Source organism: Macrococcoides bohemicum (genome assembly GCF_016865215.1).
Taxonomy (GTDB): Bacteria; Bacillota; Bacilli; order Staphylococcales; family Staphylococcaceae; genus Macrococcoides; species Macrococcoides bohemicum.
This window is the reverse complement of the sequence record NZ_CP054482.1, coordinates 1,387,994-1,407,288: the sequence shown is the minus strand read 5'-3', so window position 1 is coordinate 1,407,288 and position 19,295 is coordinate 1,387,994. Positions and strand designations below refer to the sequence as shown.

Annotated in this window: 24 protein-coding genes; 20 read left to right on the top strand and 4 right to left on the bottom strand. The window is 30.3% G+C overall.

The features are described from left to right. Positions 1–38: 38 nt before the first annotated feature. Positions 39–1,013 (top strand): YpdA family putative bacillithiol disulfide reductase, encoded by a 975-nt coding sequence (locus HT586_RS07250; protein ID WP_096076436.1) that lies wholly within the window; start codon positions 39–41, stop codon positions 1,011–1,013. 24 nt (positions 1,014–1,037) lie between these two features. On the opposite strand, the gene HT586_RS07245 is transcribed toward HT586_RS07250, so the two are convergent. Then, a complete protein-coding gene (locus HT586_RS07245) occupies positions 1,038–2,000 on the bottom strand; it encodes an asparaginase (RefSeq protein ID WP_096076437.1) in 963 nt (320 codons plus the stop codon). 75 nt (positions 2,001–2,075) lie between these two features. Here HT586_RS07245 and cmk point away from each other — a divergent pair, with 75 nt between their 5' ends. The 12 genes from cmk (at position 2,076) to HT586_RS12415 (ending at position 12,254) form a co-directional block, all read left to right on the top strand. Beyond that, positions 2,076–2,732, top strand: coding sequence for a (d)CMP kinase (cmk, locus tag HT586_RS07240; RefSeq protein ID WP_096076438.1), 657 nt, complete (start codon positions 2,076–2,078; stop codon positions 2,730–2,732). An 81-nt stretch (positions 2,733–2,813) separates the two neighbouring features. Further along, complete coding sequence (gene rpsA / locus HT586_RS07235; protein WP_203545500.1) at positions 2,814–3,974, top strand: 30S ribosomal protein S1; 1,161 nt, start codon at positions 2,814–2,816, stop codon at positions 3,972–3,974. A 127-nt stretch (positions 3,975–4,101) separates the two neighbouring features. Further along, a complete protein-coding gene (der, locus tag HT586_RS07230; RefSeq protein ID WP_203545499.1) occupies positions 4,102–5,412 on the top strand; it encodes a ribosome biogenesis GTPase Der in 1,311 nt (436 codons plus the stop codon). 12 nt (positions 5,413–5,424) lie between these two features. Continuing rightward, positions 5,425–6,423 carry an NAD(P)H-dependent glycerol-3-phosphate dehydrogenase gene (locus HT586_RS07225; protein ID WP_133353220.1) on the top strand — a complete coding sequence of 333 codons (999 nt, stop codon included), beginning with the start codon at positions 5,425–5,427 and terminating at the stop codon, positions 6,421–6,423. 9 nt (positions 6,424–6,432) lie between these two features. Beyond that, entirely contained in the window at positions 6,433–6,639 is a 207-nt protein-coding gene (locus HT586_RS07220) for a DUF2768 family protein (protein WP_096076442.1), read from the top strand. Continuing rightward, positions 6,632–7,345 (top strand): hypothetical protein, encoded by a 714-nt coding sequence (locus HT586_RS07215; RefSeq protein ID WP_096076443.1) that lies wholly within the window; start codon positions 6,632–6,634, stop codon positions 7,343–7,345. Before HT586_RS07220 ends, HT586_RS07215 begins: the two co-directional genes overlap by 8 nt. 120 nt (positions 7,346–7,465) lie before the next feature. Then, positions 7,466–7,738: an HU family DNA-binding protein gene (locus HT586_RS07210; RefSeq protein WP_096076444.1), complete on the top strand. Its 273-nt coding sequence runs from the start codon at positions 7,466–7,468 to the stop codon at positions 7,736–7,738. Positions 7,739–7,856: 118 nt separating this feature from the next. Then, positions 7,857–8,252, top strand: a complete 396-nt coding sequence (locus HT586_RS07205; RefSeq protein WP_203545498.1) for a hypothetical protein — start codon at positions 7,857–7,859, stop codon at positions 8,250–8,252. 40 nt (positions 8,253–8,292) lie between these two features. Next, positions 8,293–9,000 (top strand): demethylmenaquinone methyltransferase, encoded by a 708-nt coding sequence (locus tag HT586_RS07200; protein WP_096078079.1) that lies wholly within the window; start codon positions 8,293–8,295, stop codon positions 8,998–9,000. A gap of 21 nt (positions 9,001–9,021) precedes the next feature. Continuing rightward, entirely contained in the window at positions 9,022–9,993 is a 972-nt protein-coding gene (gene hexs-b / locus HT586_RS07195) for a hexaprenyl-diphosphate synthase large subunit (protein ID WP_232508226.1), read from the top strand. Between the two features lie 72 nt (positions 9,994–10,065). Further along, positions 10,066–10,512 (top strand): nucleoside-diphosphate kinase, encoded by a 447-nt coding sequence (gene ndk, locus HT586_RS07190; protein ID WP_111744917.1) that lies wholly within the window; start codon positions 10,066–10,068, stop codon positions 10,510–10,512. 146 nt (positions 10,513–10,658) lie between these two features. Next, the gene (locus HT586_RS12415) at positions 10,659–12,254 is read left to right on the top strand and encodes an SNIPE associated domain-containing protein (protein ID WP_238999204.1); all 1,596 of its coding nucleotides are present in this window, start codon (positions 10,659–10,661) and stop codon (positions 12,252–12,254) included. Between the two features lie 168 nt (positions 12,255–12,422). Here the strand turns inward: HT586_RS12415 and HT586_RS07180 are convergent, their stop codons facing one another. The 3 genes from HT586_RS07180 to HT586_RS07170 all read right to left on the bottom strand — a co-directional run bounded on the left by HT586_RS07180 (position 12,423) and on the right by HT586_RS07170 (position 15,822). Continuing rightward, positions 12,423–13,064: a hypothetical protein gene (locus HT586_RS07180; protein ID WP_203545497.1), complete on the bottom strand. Its 642-nt coding sequence runs from the start codon at positions 13,062–13,064 to the stop codon at positions 12,423–12,425. Positions 13,065–13,721: 657 nt separating this feature from the next. Further along, complete coding sequence (locus HT586_RS07175; protein WP_203545496.1) at positions 13,722–14,972, bottom strand: tyrosine-type recombinase/integrase; 1,251 nt, start codon at positions 14,970–14,972, stop codon at positions 13,722–13,724. A gap of 28 nt (positions 14,973–15,000) precedes the next feature. Further along, positions 15,001–15,822 carry a helix-turn-helix domain-containing protein gene (locus tag HT586_RS07170; RefSeq protein ID WP_238999203.1) on the bottom strand — a complete coding sequence of 274 codons (822 nt, stop codon included), beginning with the start codon at positions 15,820–15,822 and terminating at the stop codon, positions 15,001–15,003. 154 nt (positions 15,823–15,976) lie between these two features. Between HT586_RS07170 and HT586_RS07165 the strand changes: the two genes are divergently transcribed. From HT586_RS07165 to HT586_RS07135, 7 genes are all read left to right on the top strand, one after another. Beyond that, positions 15,977–16,198 carry a helix-turn-helix transcriptional regulator gene (locus HT586_RS07165; RefSeq protein WP_203545495.1) on the top strand — a complete coding sequence of 74 codons (222 nt, stop codon included), beginning with the start codon at positions 15,977–15,979 and terminating at the stop codon, positions 16,196–16,198. A gap of 13 nt (positions 16,199–16,211) precedes the next feature. Then, positions 16,212–16,376, top strand: a complete 165-nt coding sequence (locus HT586_RS07160) for a hypothetical protein (RefSeq protein ID WP_203545494.1) — start codon at positions 16,212–16,214, stop codon at positions 16,374–16,376. Beyond that, positions 16,377–16,646, top strand: coding sequence for a helix-turn-helix domain-containing protein (locus HT586_RS07155; RefSeq protein ID WP_203545493.1), 270 nt, complete (start codon positions 16,377–16,379; stop codon positions 16,644–16,646). A gap of 15 nt (positions 16,647–16,661) precedes the next feature. Continuing rightward, the gene (locus HT586_RS07150; protein WP_203545492.1) at positions 16,662–16,889 is read left to right on the top strand and encodes a type II toxin-antitoxin system toxin TscT; all 228 of its coding nucleotides are present in this window, start codon (positions 16,662–16,664) and stop codon (positions 16,887–16,889) included. 77 nt (positions 16,890–16,966) lie between these two features. Further along, positions 16,967–17,239: a hypothetical protein gene (locus HT586_RS07145; protein ID WP_203545491.1), complete on the top strand. Its 273-nt coding sequence runs from the start codon at positions 16,967–16,969 to the stop codon at positions 17,237–17,239. 166 nt (positions 17,240–17,405) lie between these two features. Next, positions 17,406–18,341 carry a DnaD domain-containing protein gene (locus HT586_RS07140; protein ID WP_203545490.1) on the top strand — a complete coding sequence of 312 codons (936 nt, stop codon included), beginning with the start codon at positions 17,406–17,408 and terminating at the stop codon, positions 18,339–18,341. Positions 18,342–18,355: 14 nt separating this feature from the next. Continuing rightward, positions 18,356–19,168 (top strand): ATP-binding protein, encoded by an 813-nt coding sequence (locus HT586_RS07135; RefSeq protein WP_203545489.1) that lies wholly within the window; start codon positions 18,356–18,358, stop codon positions 19,166–19,168. The last annotated feature ends 127 nt before the right edge of the window (positions 19,169–19,295 follow it).

Sequence of the window (19,295 nt, the reverse complement as noted above, 5' to 3'; positions counted from 1 at the left end):
TTTAGCCGGAGTCTCTTTTTTTTCGGAAGGTGAAACGAGTGTTTAAGATTGAAAGTATTATTATTGGAGCAGGTCCATGTGGATTATCTGCAAGTATAGAACAGAAAAAAGCTGGCATTGAAAATATTGTCATTGAAAAAGGAAATGTGGTTGAAGCAATCTATAATTATCCAACACATCAAACATTCTTCTCTACTAGTGAAAAGTTAGGGATCGGTGATGTACCCTTTATTGTAGAAGAGCATAAACCGAAAAGAAACCAGGCATTAGTATATTATCGCGCAGTGGTCAAGCATCATGATTTAACAATACATGCGAATGAAGAAGTGATTAAAGTTGAAAAGCTTCATGATAGTTTTGTTGTAAGTACGAGTAAAGCGACGTATGAATGTACATATCTTACAGTTGCGACTGGTTATTATGGTCAGCATAATACACTCGCTGTTCCAGGAAGTGACCTGCCAAAAGTGCACCATTATTTTAAAGAGGCACATCCATATTTTGATCAGGATGTATTAATCATCGGTGGAAAGAATTCAGCGATTGATGCTGCTATAGAACTAGAGAAAGCTGGTGCACGCGTCACTGCAGTGTATAGAGGAAGTACTTATTCTAAAAGTGTGAAACCGTGGATTTTACCGCTCTATGAATCTCTTGTTAATCATGAGAAAATCAAATTATATTTTGAAAGTCATATAACAAACATCGATGAATCAACTGTTTCGATTAATACGCCCGACGGTGAAATCAATATAAAAAACGATACAGTGTTTGCAATGATCGGTTATCATCCGGATTATGAATTTTTAGCATCAATGGGTATTGAACTTGTGACAAATGAATATGGTACTGCGCCATTTTATGATCGCGAAACAATGGAAACAAATGTCGAAAATCTGTATATAGCTGGTGTTATTGCAGCAGGTAATGATGCCAATACAATTTTTATCGAGAATGGAAAATTTCATGGTGGAATGATTGTAGAAAGTATTTTAGCTAAAAAGTCAAAATAAAAATAGGACAGCAATGTCCTATTTTTATTTGCTGAAATAAGTATTTAAATCATCTTGATTCAAATGATTGCTTAAAGCAATTAATAGTTTAAGTCTTGCTTTCTGACCGTTTAATCCATTCGAGAAAATAAGTCCTTTTTCTTTTAATTCATAGCCACCACCTTCATAGTGATATGTATTACTTGTAATGCCGTTAAAACAGCGAGATACAAGTACTACTGGAATTTCTGCATCAATCAGTTTATTGATGCCGGCTAAACTAGAAGGCGGTAAATTTCCCTGTCCTAGTGCTTCGATTACTAAGCCATCGTAGTTTTGATCTGCAAAGAATGAAAGTAATGCTTCATCAAGATCACTATGTGCTTTGATTAATCCAACTTTTTTTGTTTCATCTACTTTTACAAGTGGATGATTCAATATCGGTAAATGATGGAAATAAACATTATTTTTAGTGACGATACCGAGTGGTCCGTAATTAGGACTCTGGAAAGTACTCGTATTAGATGTGTGTGTTTTAGTGACGTTAGTTGCACTATGAATTTCATCGTTAAATACGACTAATACGCCTTTATTTTGACTTGCTTCGTGACATGCGACTTTTATCGCAGAAATATAGTTATATAATCCATCTGATCCAATCTCATTTGAAGAACGCATTGCACCAGTTAATATGACCGGAATACTCACATTCAGTGTTAAGTCCAGAAAATATGCAGTTTCTTCTAAAGTATCGGTTCCATGAGTGATTACGATACCATCATAATTCTCATTATAGATTTCCTGAATAATTTTCTTTCTAAGTTCATTCATGTGCTGAATGGTAATATGTGGTGAGGGCACTTGAAAAGGGTGGATTTCAGTAATATTAGCATAAGCATCTAACTGGATATTCGACATCGGATTGACTTCGTTTGTTGTAACGTATCCTTCCGTATTTTCCGACATACTGATTGTACCGCCAGTATGCATCACAAGAATATTTTTCATTTTTATCCTCCAAATATACAACGTATAACTACTATGATAAAATAATTAAGATTAAACGACAAGGTAGGTAATAAGATGAAAAAGATAAATATTGCAGTGGATGGTCCTGCTGCTGCTGGAAAAAGTACCATTGCAAAACTTGTCGCAGCTGAGCTTGGCATGGTTTATGTCGATACAGGTGCGATGTACCGTGCGATTACACTTGCGCATTTAGCACAACCTGTAATGGATTTAGAAACGCTCGTTCAAAATATCAATTTGAAAATCGTAAATGACAACGGTCAAAAAATTTATTTGAATGGTGAAGATGTTTCCGAACGCATTCGGGAAAATGATGTTACTTTGAATGTAAGTCATGTGGCAAGTCAAAAAGCTGTAAGAGAAAAATTAGTGGGTATTCAGCAGGAATTGACAGCTGCAAAAGGTGTTGTAATGGATGGACGAGATATCGGTACACATGTGATTCCTGATGCAGAACTTAAAGTATATATGATAGCTTCAGTTACTGAACGGGCTGAAAGAAGACTAATCGACAATCAGCAGCGTGGAATTGAAGCAAATTTCGAAGATCTCGTTAAAGATATAGAACGTCGTGATCATCTCGACATGACTCGGGAAATTTCACCTTTAGTTAAAGCGAATGACGCTATAGAGATTGATACAACTGGCATGACGATAGAAGCGGTGAAAGATAAAATCATTACATTAGCACGTGAAATTATTGAGAATTAAAGCGAATTTCTTGACTTTATCGTCAATTTATAAGAAGTTTATTATAAGCTATAAGCTGTAAACTTTGAGGAGGCGTCCCTAATGACAGAAGAATTTAACGAAAACATGATTTTAGAAATTAATGAAGGTGACAAAGTAAAAGGCACTGTTCAATCAGTTGAAGAGAAACATGTTGTATTGCAATTAGATGGTGCTAAATATGATGGAATTATTCCAATCAGCCAATTATCAAGCTTACGTGTTGAGAACGCGGAAGATGTTGTTAAAGTTGGCGATGAAATTGAAGCGTATGTGACTAAGATTGAAGATAAAGAAGAAGATGGTCACTACATCTTATCTAAACGTAAATTAGATGAATCTGAATCATTTGAAACTTTACAACAAAAATTTGAAAACGGTGAAACTTTAGAAGCTGAAGTTAAAGAAGCTGTTAAAGGTGGATTGGTTGTTGATGTTGGCTTACGTGGTTTTATCCCGGCATCATTAATTTCTACAAGCTATATTGAAGATTTCTCTGATTATGTTGGAAAAGTATTAACTTTAAAAATTGAAGAGTTAGATCAAGAAAAAAATAGAGTGATCTTAAACCATAAAGTGATTGAAGCTGAAGAAAATAAAGCTTTAAAATCAGAACGTCTGCAACAATTGGAAGTAGGTGCAGTTGTTGAAGGTGAAGTGCTACGTATGACAAACTTCGGTGCCTTCGTAGATATTGGCGATGTTGATGGATTAGTTCATATTTCTCAAATCACACATGACCATATTGATAAAGTAGAAGATGCATTATCAGTAGGTGATAAAGTTAAAGTTAAAATTTTAAGTGTTGATCCTGAAAATGAGCGTGTATCATTATCTATTAAAGCTGCATTACCTGGACCATTTGAAACAATTGATGAAAAATTCAAAGTTGGAGATGTGGTTGAAGGTGAAGTAATGCGTCTAGCGAACTTCGGTGCATTTGTTGAGATTGATAAAGGTTTACAAGGACTTGTTCATATTTCTCAAATCAGTCACGATCATATTGGAAATCCAAGTGAAGTATTAGAAGCTGGTCAAAAAGTAAAAGTTAAAATTTTAGATATTAATAAAGAAGAAAAACGTATCGGTTTATCTATTAAAGCAACTGAAGAACAAACTGAAGACTTTGATACTTCTTATTTAAATAATCAAACTATAACTGACGAAGACGCACCAACTTTAGGTGATGTTTTCGGAGATAAATTCAAAGGTTTAAATTTATAATATAGTTTTTAGATGTCGATATGTATACAGATTATACTGTATACATATCGGCATTTTTTATATCGATTTGATAAACACACTTTCTGTGTTAAAATAGAACAGATATTATTTGAGAGGAAGAACAAAATTGACAAAACCAACAATAGCGATTGTAGGCCGAGCGAATGTCGGCAAATCTACAATCTTCAATAGGATTATCGGAGAGCGTGTCTCAATAGTAGAAGATACGCCGGGGATTACGAGAGATAGAATTTATTCAAGCGGCGAGTGGTTAACACATGAGTTCAATATAATTGATACTGGTGGTATAGAACTTGGTGATGAACCTTTCCAGGAACAAATTCGTGCGCAAGCTGAGATTGCAATCGATGAAGCAGATGTCATTATTTTCATGGTTAATGGCCGCGATGGTATTACGATTGAGGATGAATTTGTAGCGAAATTATTATTTAAATCAAGTAAACCAGTGGTACTGGCAGTGAATAAAATTGATAATCCAGAAATGCGTACAGATATTTATGAGTTTTATTCTTTAGGATTTGGAGAACCTTTCCCGATTTCTGGTTCACACGGTTTAGGTATTGGTGATTTACTGGATGAAGCAAGTAAACATTTTCCTGAACAACCTGAAGAGGAATATGATGATAATGTCATTAAATTCTCTTTAATTGGTCGTCCAAATGTAGGTAAATCTAGTTTAATTAATGCAATATTAGGTGAAGAACGTGTAATCGTGTCACCTATTGCAGGTACAACGCGTGATGCAATTGACACGGTGTATACGTTTGAAGATCAGGAATACGTTATGATTGATACTGCTGGTATGCGAAAAAAAGGTAAAGTATATGAAACGACTGAACGTTATTCAGTTTTGAGAGCATTAAAAGCGATTGAAAGATCAAATGTTGTATTGGTAGTGCTTGATGCTGATACAGGTATTATCGAGCAGGATAAGAAAATTGCCGGCTATGCACATGAAGCGGGTAAAGCTGTAGTCATCGTTGTGAATAAATGGGATACAGTTGAAAAAGATTCTAAAACGATGAAGAAATTTGAAGACAAAGTAAGAGAGAACTTCCAATTTTTAGATTATGCGCGTATTGCATTCGTTTCTGCCTTAGAAGGCAAACGATTAAAAACGTTATTCCCGTTCATCAATGAAGCAGGTGAAAATCACCGTAAACGTGTTCAAAGTAGTACTTTGAATGAAGTTATAACAGATGCTGTTGCAATGAACCCAACGCCAACGCATAACGGCAGCCGATTAAGTATCTTCTATTCAACACAAGTCGCTATTGAACCACCGACATTTGTTGTTTTTGTAAATGATGTAGAAATGATGCATTTCTCTTATAAACGATTCCTTGAAAATAGAATAAGAGCAGCATTTGGATTTGAGGGCACACCAGTTCATATTATTGCCCGTAAACGAAACTAAGGGGTGTAATTAATGACAAACGTTTCTGTATTTGGTACCGGAAGCTGGGGAACAGCACTAGCAAATGTTCTCGCTGATAACGGTCATAATTGTTTGATGTGGGGTAAAACTGAAACAACAATTAGAGCATTAAATGAGCAGCATACGAATCATAAATATTTACCTGAGGCTCAATTGAATAAAAGTTTAAAAGCTACAACTGAGTTGAAACAAGCAGTGTTACATGCTGAAATATTAATTTTAGCTGTTCCGACAAAAGCGATACGTTCTGTAACGGCTCAAATCAATGAAGTAAGTGATGCACCAAAAATAATTATTCATGTTTCCAAAGGTATCGAGCCGTTAACTTTTAAACGTATCTCTGAAATGATTGAAGAGGAAATGGGTACTGCGTTATTAAAAGGGGTTGGAGTATTAAGTGGTCCAAGTCATGCAGAGGAAGTTGCTGTTAAACAACCGACGACGGTAGCAGTTGCATCAAAAGATATATCTGTTGCTCGTATTGCTCAGGATTTATTTATGAATGAATATTTCAGAGTGTATACAAATGATGATTTAATCGGCGTTGAAATCGGTGGTGCATTGAAAAATATTATTGCATTAGCAGCAGGTATCACAGATGGTTTAGGTTATGGTGATAATGCGAAAGCTGCACTTATGACACGTGGTTTAGCTGAAATCACAAGACTTGGTACAAGGATGGGGGCTGATCCAATGACATTTTTAGGTTTAGCCGGAATTGGAGATTTAATTGTAACATGTACATCTGTACATTCGCGTAACTGGAAGTGCGGGAACATGCTTGGTAAAGGAGCAACTCTTGATGAGGCTTTAGCTCAGATGGGAATGGTTGTTGAAGGTGTTAGAACTACTGAAGCAGCTTATGAAATGTCTAAAGCTTTTAATGTTGAAATGCCGATAACTACTGCGCTCTATAAATTATTATTTGAAGGATTAGATGTAAATACTGGTGTCATGGAACTGATGAGCCGAGAAAAAAAGAATGAATAGAGGGAAATTATGTTCAATATATCTAAAATGGACTTAATGTGGGTTTCTTTTTATTCATTAGGTCTTATGTTACTTGCTATGATGTTAATTTACGTAGCGCGTTTTAAAGTAAAAAATAAAATTTTAAATGTAATTGTTACAGGTTTAGCTTATATAGCACTTATTTTAAGTGCATTACTCATGTTTGTAGTGTTAGGCGGGTCGAGTCATGGGTAAAAGAATTTTTGGATTACTGGTTGCAGTATCATTTATCTTATCAGGCTGTATGTATCCGAAAGAGGAACTCGCTCAAAATCAAGTGGCGCCTGTTGATCAGTTAAAAATGGTTCAAAGTGCTGTCGATAGCTATCAAAAAGATAGCGGTGGTTTATTACCAATTAAAGAAAGAGATATGTCCTATGAAATTTACTTGAAACATCCTGTTGACTTTGAAAAATTAAAACCAAAATATTTATCTCAGTTACCAGGTAGTTCATTTGAAATGGGTGGCTACTATCAGTATGTTTTGATGGATGTTGAAAAAAATCCTACTGTTAAATTAATCGACTTAAGAACTTCTGAAGCTTTGAAAAATTTAAGAATACGACTTGAGACAAAATCTGATACGCTCGCTTTAGGTAAAAAAATTGGACCGAACCTTTATAAGATTGACTATAAAAAATATGGTCTGAAAAAGTATCCAACAGTAAAAAGTCCATATAGTGATGAAAGTTTACCGATTTATATTAATGGTGGAAATGAGTTTAAAATTGATTATGCAATTGACCTTGGCAAAAAGATTAATGAAAAAAATCTTAAGTTAGAAAAAGGTACTGATATCAGATACATTCTTTACAAGGATTCTCCAGTATTACCAGCATATTCTGTTCCTTATACAATAAATGAGAAAAATGAACCAATTTTCAGAACAGTTGAGCATTAAAATGAAAAATTTATTCATTTTTTTGTATTAATCGTTGCAGTGTCAACGTTTATTATGTTAAAGTCATTACAGAATGATACTTACGTATCATTTACATAACCTTTGGGGAGGTGAATTGACGTGAATAAAACAGACTTAATCAATGCGGTTTCAGAAAGTGCTAACTTAACTAAAAAAGAAGCAGGTTTAGCTGTTGATGCTGTTTTTGAATCAATTCAAAAATCATTATCAAATGGTGAGAAAGTACAATTAATCGGTTTTGGTAACTTTGAAGTTCGTGAACGTGCTGCTCGTAAGGGCCGTAACCCACAAACTGGTAAAGAAATCGATATTCCAGCTAGCAAAGTCCCAGCATTTAAAGCTGGTAAAGCATTAAAAGACGCAGTTAAATAATTGTGTTATAAAAAGCCCTATTAGGGCTTTTTATTTTTGTCATAATCAGTTTAATCTTGTTTAAATTTTCAAATATTAAGTTATAATAGAAAAAGAATAAGCGATAGAGGTATAGAAGATGAGCTTTTATGAAAGATTTCTAAATGATATTGACGAATTAAAGAAACGATATCCTTTTTTCGAAATGATTCCAGTTAATCCGGAAATATTAACACAGACGACAATGTTAGATGTTGATGATCAGACGAAATGTGCAATACTTGCGATTGATACAAGTATGCGTATGCAGGATTTGGTGGACGATAGCAATAAAGATAGATATGTGCTGTCAACTGATTTATTAAGCGCTTTGTTCTATCGTTATCTAGCATCTCCTTTTCAACAATATCGTTATCAGATACTTACTGACTGTGTCGCAAAACAGAATGAACTTAAGCAACAATTTTCTCATTCAAATGATCCTGCATTGAAAGAACAAATTGATAATATTTTTGTAATGCCTTTTATGGCTTAACTATACATAGATGAAAGTGGTGGCTCAAATGTCAAAACCAATGACAAGCGAAGAAAAAACTGAAATGGTACATAACGTCTTTCAAAACGTTTCAACAAAATATGATAAATTAAATGACATTATTAGTTTTAATCAACATAAAGCGTGGCGTAAATATACGATGAAGCAAATGAAAGTAAAAAAGGGTTCAAAAGCTTTAGATGTTTGTTGTGGTACAGGTGACTGGACAATTCAGATGGCTAATGCGGTAGGAACAAGCGGTCACGTTACCGGACTTGATTTTAGTGAGAACATGCTCGAAGTAGCAAAGACGAAAGTAAAGCGTTATGACAACATTGAACTGATTCATGGAAATGCCATGGATATGCCTTTTGAAGATAATCTATTTGATTATGTAACGATTGGATTCGGATTAAGAAACTTGCCGGACTTTGAGAAGGGCTTAGCTGAAATTTATCGTGTATTAAAACCAGGTGGCATGATTGTCGTTTTAGAAACAAGTCATCCGACCATGCCTGTTTTTAAAGAAGGATATACATTCTATTTCAAATACGTTATGCCATTATTCGGAAAAGTATTTGCAAAATCAATGAAAGAATACAGCTGGTTACAACAATCAGCTTTTGACTTCCCTGATAAATATACATTAGCAAAATTAATGGCAGGTGTGGGTTTCACCCATATTAAATTTAAAGGATTTACCGGTGGCGTTAGTGCTATGCATAGAGCTTACAAACCTAAGAAATAATAAAAGAAATGGATGATTGCAATGAGTTATAAGTCATATTTAAAACCACATATCACAAGAGTTGAACAACAATTAAATCAAGTTATTCATAGCAACTCTAATGTGATACAACAGGCAAGTATGCATACTTTGCAATCAGGCGGTAAACGGGTCAGACCGATGTTTGTCCTACTTACTGGTTTGATGGGTGATAATAAACATTATAACCATCTCCTAAATACCGCAGTAAGCTTAGAATTAATTCATATGGCAAGTTTGGTACATGATGATTACATTGATAATAGTGATAAACGTCGTGGCGTAATGAGTGTACATGCTGCATTTGATAAAGATATCGCACTTAGAACAGGTCACTTTTTACTGGCTAAAGCATTAACAAATATCAGTGATATTAATCATACAGATTTTCATAAAGTATTTAGTCAAACAATTCTTGAAGTATGTTTCGGGGAATTTGATCAGATGGCAGATCGATTCCAGTATCCTATATCCTTTACACAATACTTACGTCGTATTAATCGTAAAACAGCGATTTTAATTGAAGCAAGCTGTGTATTAGGTGCGATGAGTACAGAGGTTAACCGAGCATCATTATTCCATATTCGTAAATTTGGACATTATATCGGTATGAGCTATCAGATTATAGATGATATGCTGGATTATACAAGTGATGAAATAACATTAGGTAAGCCTGTTGCTAGCGATATTCGTAACGGTCATATTACATATCCATTAATGGCTGCTATAAATAATAAAGATAACTCTGAAAGATTAAAGTTAGAACAAACTATAATCAATCTGGAAAATGAACAAAACGAAGCGATATTTGAATTTATTATCAACAATGTAAGAACTTATGGCATTGAAGCTACAAAACGCTTAAGTAAACAGTATGCGGAAAAAGCAAAATATCATTTATATCAATTACCGGATAGCGATGAAAAAAAATACCTTCTGGAAATACATGAAAAAATGCTCTATCGCGTATATTAGGAATTGAAAGAAATCGCTTACAATGATAAAATATTCTAGGCTACACAAAAAACAATGAGGTAGGGATAAATAATGGAAAAAACTTTCTTAATGATTAAACCTGATGGCGTAGGACGAGGACTTGTAGGAGAAATCGTAAAACGCATCGAAAACAAAGGGATTAAAATTGTAGGTGCTAAATTAATGACAGTGTCTGAAGATTTAGCAAAGACACATTACGGAGAACATAGTGAAAAACCTTTCTTCGGAGAATTAGTTGATTTCATTACTTCTGGACCAGTTTTTGCAATGGTATTAGAAGGGGAGAATGTAGTGGAAATTGGACGTACATTAGTTGGTAAAACTAATCCTGCTGAAAGTGCACCAGGAACAATTCGCGGTGACTATGGTATGACAGTTGGTAAAAATATTATTCACGGTTCTGATTCAGTAGCATCAGCAGAAAAAGAAATCGCATTATGGTTCAAAGAAGAAGAAATTATAGATTACAATTTAGTAACAGCTACTTGGGTGTACTAATTATAATTTAGTTATTAAAATACTGTGGTTATAGGCTTTTTGAAAGCCTATAACTACTTTTTTAAAATTTTTAATTAAAAAAAGGGCAGAAAAAGGGCAAAGTTTTTAAAAAGTAACTAATCGGTCTTAAAAAAGGAGAAATTTTTTTGAAGAAATTTAATATGAAAGAGATATTTAAAATATCATATAAACAATCTGATTATTTAAAGACATTAGATAATGAAGATAAGAAAAAATTTAAAAAGCTACCTGAAGATGATAAAAATAGAATTGTATATGAATGGTTAGTAGAAACAGGTCAATGGGATAAAGAAAAAGTTAATGATAATCAAAATCGAAATGCTGAAATTAAAACTAATATTAATAATAATTCTATAACTGAGCCTAAAAAGAGTGGTTTATATACTTTTATTAGTATTGTTATAGTAATTTCTAGCTTATTAACGTTTGCTGAACCTACGTTCGCATTACTTACTTTAATATTAGTTATCATGTTACTTGTTAAATTTATAGGTGTTTCAAAGAAAGATGTTGAATATATACCTGATCTATATGATGTCAAACATAGTATTTACAATAGACAAGAAGAAAACAAAGTATTACAAACGGATAATGAAACTTTAGAAGAAAAAATACATAGCAATAAAAATATCTTAATTAAAATAGAAAAAGATATTGAGAACAAAAAGCATATTCTAAACGAAATTACTGAGCAAATTAAACCGAAACTTGAAGATTATAATTTTAATCTCTTATACCCTATTAATATGTTTGATGACATGTCATCATATGATATTAAAAACGAAATTAATGATTTGAATATGCAAGAAAAAAGAACATCTAATGTTAATGAAATAATTAATAATACTGACATTGATAATAAGAAACATGCTAAAAACCAATTAAAACAAATTATTACTTTGTTTAATGTCGAATGTGAGTTCTTATTTAATAAATTGACTTCAAATAATTTTGATACTACTTATAACAGGATTATTAAGAACTTTGAACAATTAAATAAGCTATTTGAAACAGATGGTGTTCATTTAGAAGATAGCTTTTTGCAAATTAAATTAAAAAAATTAGAACTATTTCACAGGTTACAAATAAAACTTCAAGAAGAGGCTGAAATTAGAAAAGAAGAAAGACTTAGAATAGCAGAAGAACAAAAAGCTGAAAGAGAACTCGAAAAGAAGAAGAATGAGATTGCTAAAGAGCAAAAACAATTTAATCAAGAGATTAGTAAATTAATGAAGTATTTGGCTTCATCAAGTGATGAGGTACAAAAGCAATTGTATGTAGATAAAATTAATGAATTAAATGGTAAAGTAGAACAATTAGAAGAAGATAAAAAAGATGTAGAAAATCGTTTGTTAAATACTCGTGCTGGATATGTATATGTAATTTCTAATATTGGTTCATTTGGTGAAAACGTACTTAAAATTGGTGTTACAAGACGTTTAGAACCTATGGATAGAATAAAGGAATTGGGTGATGCATCTGTACCATTCGAATTTGATGTTCATGCCTTAATATTCTCTGAAGATGCACCAAGTCTAGAGAACATATTACATAATCACTTTAGAGATAGAGAAGTAAATAAAGTAAATCATAGAAAAGAGTTCTTTAATGTTGATTTAGATGAAGTTGAAAAAGTTGTAAAAGAAAATCATAACAATACAGTTCAATTTATTAAAGAGCCGAAAGCTGAGCAATATAAAGAATCATTAAGGTATGTTTAGATAAAAGTGGAATCATTTTTATATATATTAAATCTTAATAAAAAAACACTTACTAGAGTGTAAGTGTTGGAGGTATGATGGCTGACAACAAACCAAAAACAAAATATTCCAATGGTGAAACTAGATCTTTAGGTACACCAAAACCTACTAGACCGAAGCCACCAGGTTCTAATCGATCATAATAAATTTTAGTTGTTTATCAAAATTAATAAGCGTTTTTGCACTTACATGCGAATTTTCATATATATATGACATCAAATTATTATAATTATTTAAATTCGTTTCACTATCAAATGGTACGATTGCTATTTCAAAATCATCTTTATAACTTTCATTTACATTATAATAGCTACCTGATTCAATAAAGTTATTTTGCAAGTCAAAAATAAATATGGACTTTGAATGATTAATATTGAAAAATCTTTCTCTTGTAGTTTCACTATAATTATTCGCATAACCCATATTGTTTCTTTGTACATTTAACAATTCATTGAATTTATCAAACCATTTTATAGGTATAACCATTGGCAGAATTATTGATAATAACAACGTTATAAATATGCTGAATAAAATTTTAGTATTTGATTTTATATCGAAATAGTTTAAGTAATCTACTAATAATGTAACTGTTAAAAATAATATATAATTAAGCATTGATAAAAATATTAAAGTTATATATTTATCTTTTTGATCATTGTTGCGTATATATATTTTACCTGTCTTAGCTAATATATTATAAGTTAGAAAACCTAATCCACCAGCAGAAATAAATATACTAAATATATCTATATTATTAATGGTAAGATTCATTTTTACCTCCTCAACTTTATACCTTTTTATTTTAAATTATAACAGGACCTATGCTCCAATTGTAGTATATGTATTATATGAATGTACCTATTTTAACCAACGAAATATTTCGTTGGTTATTTTTAATAAATAGATATTTATAATCATGTATACTTTGAATATGTACGGATATAGAGCTAACATTTATTATATACGTTTTAGCTTTTTAATGTATGAATGAATTAACGAAAATTACCATAACCATTAGTTCGTGTGTTTACAATAAAAATTTAGCTAACTAAAACAAAAATAAATTAGTACAATAATGTACCTATCTTTAGAATAACTGTTCTCTAAACAAAAACTTCCATTGAGCAAAGTCAAAAGGAGTAAACAATAAATGCACCCTAAAAAATTAGTACACCACATCTTTGTGTTGTATTATGAATTTTTATATATCCTAAAAATTCTAATCAAACTATTTTTTAAATGTTAAATGGGGTGCGTGTTTCACGATGTACTTAAATTTGCACAACATATTATAACCATATTGAAATAATAGCAAGGTGGTATTTTTTAATATCCTCAAATATGAGTGTATAAATAAATGCGTCCACATCTGGACGTATTTATTTATATTAATAACAGAAATAAAAAATGACCTATTAAATTACTAGATCATGATGTAAGTGATATTTCATCTAATTTTGTTATTAAATCTTTATCCATTTTTTCAGTAACATGTGAATATACCTGAAGTGTTGTTTTATGATCTGTATGTCCTACACGTTCCATAATGGCTTTTAACGATATACCTAACTGTGATAAAGTAGATATATGCGTATGACGTAATGTGTGAGTCGTTATACGCTTGTTTATTTTTTTAGGGTATTTATCATTCTCTTTTATATATTGTACTGTATCGGCTAATTTTTCGTTTATTTTGCTAGTATGTAATGGATTGCCTAAAGTGTTAGTAAAAATAAAACCACGATCATTATAATTATCTTCCCACTGCTTAGATTTCTTATTCTCAATAACAATCTTATTGAGTATCTCCATACTTCTTTTATTCAAACTAATTTTTCTATAACTTCCATCATTCTTAGTGGTATCTTTTTGACCAAATGCATTTTCTTTTTTATCAATATTCCATACTATAGAACCATTAATTAATAATTTATTATTTTTAAAATCAATGTTCTCTTGTTTAATCGCTAATAACTCGGCAATACGCATACCATTTAGAGCTTGAAACTCGACTATAAGGGGAATTATCATATTATTTCTTCTTTTGCTAGGATGTGTGTTTAAAGCGTTTAAATCATGCATAGCCTTAATTAATAATTTCAATTCATCTAATTCAAGATAATTGTTTCTCTTACTTTCTATATCTTCTATTGTTTTAGCTTTCTTTGGTACTTTAACATCATTTAAGAATGAAATGTCTTTCAATCCATATACGTTTGATACATGCTTAAATACACGATTTATTACTGATTTATAGCTTATAAGTGTCGAATGACTTAATTTTTGTTTGTGCCATTTAATAAACAAGTCTTGTATCTCTTGATATTTATAATTTTTTATTAAATCATCTTTGGGAACTAAAGATTTAATAGCATTTACAATACTTCTCTTCTCTAATATAGTGGTGTGTTTCATTCCTGATGTATTAGTATAAACTTCTAACCATGCATCACATGCAGTATGAAAGGTTAATGTAGTTAATGTTTTGTCCGATTTTTCATTAATCTTCTCTTTAATTTTTCTTTCTAAACGTAATAAAGCCTCTTTTTGTGATCGTTTATTATTTGTATTCATCACAACAGAAACACGTTTCCATTTTTCAGAAAGAGGGTCTTTGTATTTTTCATAATAACGATATTTAATATTACCGTTTTTATCGGTGAATTGTTCAGACCACATAATTTCCCTCCTTTATACTATATAACATTTATTCTTTAGATAATTTTGAAATTAATATTTCTTTTTCTTCATCATTTAAAAGATCTATAAGTTTAGTAATGTGTTTTAAATAATCATCTTTTTCTTGAATATCAATTATATAATGAGAAATTTCATGTAGATAAAAATTATACCTAGATTCTAATTCATTACTTATATACTCATAAAAGTTAATTGAGTTTAAGTAATGGTTTATATGATCTTCTACAAATCCGACATTTTTTAACTCATCTAATATGTTTTTTTCACAAAGGGCATTGAGTTTTAAAACATTAATATCATTGTGAATTGCTATTTCCTTGTTTATGAATAGATCAGTATCGAAAGAAACTTCATAATCAGATACTTTAAATTTTAAATTTAAAGTATAACCATTAATTTTCTTTCTTATTATCTTTAATAATTGATTATTAAAAATTTTATCGCTTTTTAAACGGTTATCTCTTTTTAAATCCTCAATTTCTACTCCAAATTTTTCTGCAATCTTAATTAGTGTGTCACCTTTTTTTACGGTATAAATTTTTTCGTAAATACTTTTCGTTTTTGAATTATCAGAAATGATATTTCTAAGCTCAGCATCCTTTAATTCATATGAATCAAATTTTAATTCATATGGTATATAAATCAATAATTCTTCTAATTTTATATTAAATAACTCACATAATTTTTCTATAGTTTGATATTTAATATTAGAATTTTCATTTCGAATTAATGACAAAAGAGTTGGTCTTGTTATTCCTGTGTTTTCTGCTATAAAACTTTGTGTATAATCTCTTTTTTTTATTAGTTCATTTAAAGTACAAATAATCATAATACACCTCCAAGTACTATTATGCATGTTCTGTTTTAACTTTTCTATATTTTTGTAAAAAAAAGTTGCGATATAGTTAAATTAATGTTTTAATGTAAATATAACGTTCAATAATTTAGATAAATGAATGAAATATTTACAAGGAGGATTATTGATGAAATATATAATTAAAGAAAATAACATTCGGAGTTTAATGCTTAAGAAAGGCTATAACCTTACAACTATAGCCAAAAAAATGAATGTAAGTTCAGCTTATATAAGTTTAATTATTAATGGGAAACGTTCTCCAAGTCCAATTCTAGCTAAAAAAATTTCGAAGTGTTTGGAAGTAAAAATTGAAGAAATTTTTGAAATTAATATAAAAAATAAATTGTAAAGGAGTTCTATTAATGAAATGTACATTGAAAATAATTATTTACTTATTAATCATCTACAGTATCAGTAATACGTTCACTAATTCAGTAAATGGCTTTATAGCATTAAGTTATTTTTCAATGCTGGGTGTGATTAGTTATGAAGTTATAAAAAACGACATTAGAAAGGGTGTGTTGTAAGTGAGTAAAGTCTTAAAAATTGAAGTACCTACTAAGGAAAAAACAATTATGGATCCAAAGGAGATTGCTATGAAAGATAAAAGATTCGCAAAGGTTAATACATTAGCTACACTTTATGACGTTTCATATAGCACTGTATATAGATGGTTAAATAGTTTGGATGAAACGAAATTCCCACATGTTTACGTTGAATTATCAAGTTCATTAAGACTAATTAACTTAGAAGAATTTGATAAGTATCTGTACAGTATGCATAAAAAATATTTATAAGAGGAGAAATGAATAATGAATATATTACTTGTATTAAAAGATGCAGGGTTAAGTTTAGATGTTACTTTAGAGAAATTCGAAGGGTTAGAAATATCAAACAGTCATTTGATAGAAGATTTTTTTGAAGGAAAGCAACCACAAACACGAGAAGATTTTTTATTTATTGGTAGAACATATCATGAGATGAAGTTGAGAGTTGAACAGATTAATGACCTTTTACGCTTATATAACAAATATTTATAAAAGAATGTTAAAGACATAGAGAAACTTATTAATTTATTATCAGATCAACAAAATAAAGATGAAGCGGAGTAAATGTTATGGATAACTTAATTGATATTAGATTTGAAATAAACCAAACAAAAATGAAAATGGATGCATTAAAAAGTATTGCATATCAAGATTTAGAAAGCGTTGAATCACTATTAAATTCTGAATGGGTACAAAAAAATAAAATATTAAATAAAACAATAGTTGAATCGAATGAAAAATTATATGTAATAGCTACATTAATTTCAGATATTAACAAGTCAGTTGAAAGTATACAAGATGCTATAAATGAAATTGAATGCAGTACCGACAAAATTTATTAAGGATAAAAGGAGTAGTAATTATGGATAATAGGGCATATAAAAAGGCTCTAACACCCTCATTCCCCAATGACATGTTAGAACCAAACATTCAAATAATTAAACATTTATATGCTCATTCTACCATATTTCTATTAGTTTTGACTATGGAAGTAAGGAGGGAGTGGCTGTGACAGGTTGGATAAGTCTCCATAGAACAATTGAAAACCACTGGTTATATGAAGAAGATAGAAAATTTTCAAAGTTTGAAGCATGGATTGATATTCTTTTAATGGTTAATCATACAGATAAAAAAGTTACATTAGGTAATGAATTAATAATTGTTAAAAGAGGCCAAAAAATAACTAGTATTCGTAAATTATGTGATAGATGGCAATGGTCAAATAATAAAGTAAAACACTTTTTAGATTTGTTACAAGAAGATGGAATGCTAAAAGTGAAAAGCGACACTAAAAAGACGGTTCTAACCGTTGTCAATTATGATGTTTATCAAAATCAAGATATTAAAAAGCGACACAATAGCGACACAAAAGAAACACAAAAGCATTTCAAAAGAGATACGAATGCATTTCAAAAGCATACAAACAATAATGTAAATAACGATTTAATAATGACTAATAATGATAATAATGTTGTTGTAGTAGATGTGAATGAGAATAAAAGTGATTTTAAAAAAACTGAATTAGAAAACAACGACAACAATCATACATTTCAGGAATTACTTAATTATTATCAAAACAATATTCAGATGTCACCACCACCAGCAGTACTTGAGAAATTAGGTAATGATTATGATGATTTTGGTTTTAACATTGTAAAATACGCAATTAATAAAAGTGCTATTAACAACAACCATAATTACAATTTCGTAGATTGGCTTTTAAAAGACTGGAATAAAAAAGGATTAAAGACGATTGAAGCAATAGAACAATACGAAAACAGTAAAAGCAATAATAAATTTAAAAGAAATAAACAAAAAGAGATGCAAAATAACTATCCAAATAAAAATCATCTTTCATTTGCTGAACTTGAAATGAAAAAGAGTAAATTTGGTATTAGTTCGTTTACTGATGAAGAACTTGAAGCATATGAAAGTTATTACTAAGGAGATTGATTGTTATGGTTAAAAAAATAGATGATCTAGTGAATGTGACAGATGAATTCGAGTTAAATAAAAGACTAGTTGAAAGTGGAAAAGTTGAAAGTATACTTATCGAAGTTAAATATAATGCAATATGTGAAGTATGTGGTGAAAAGTGTGATATAGCAATATTCGAAAATGAAAAAACAAGTAGAAATTGTAAATGTACTAGATCTAACTCTAATATTAAAACTAAAGAATATCAAAAACTTGATTATTACTGGTCAATATCAGAAATACCAGATAATTTAAAGGACGCAACCTTTGAACGTTTTGAAAAGGATTTATCTAAAAGAATATTAAATATGTATCAGGGTGTAAAATGGCATTGTAACAACTTATCAAAAGATAAAAAACATACATTAACTATATTAGGTTCAATGGGTACAGGAAAAACACATTTAGCAATTGCTGGTGCTAAACAGTTAAGAGAAAAAGGTTTATCAGTATATTTTCTATCATACTCAACCTTAATGAGAAAAATAAGAGAATCATTTGAAAAAGACAGTGAATTAAAGCAATCAAAAATATTTAGAGATATAAAAGACTGTAATGTATTTATTTTAGATGATATCGGAACAGGATCGAATACTGAATTTGAATTGAATACATTATTTGAAGTATTAAACCTTAGAGCAGGTAAAAGTAATATATACACAAGTAACTTAAGTGAAAAAGAATTTTCAATAAATAAAACGCTAATGAGAATAAAAAGTAGATTATTAGACAGAAATACTACAACAGTATTAAAAGTAATTGGTGATGATTATAGAACGCTCCCACCTTTCTAAGAATATTATTGTCATTTTAAATAATAACTATAGTATTTAAGTGATTTATTTATAGGATGAATGAAATATCATAAATTTAAAACGTAGCTAATAAGTGCCTTAAAATGCAAAATATGAGGTGTGTGAA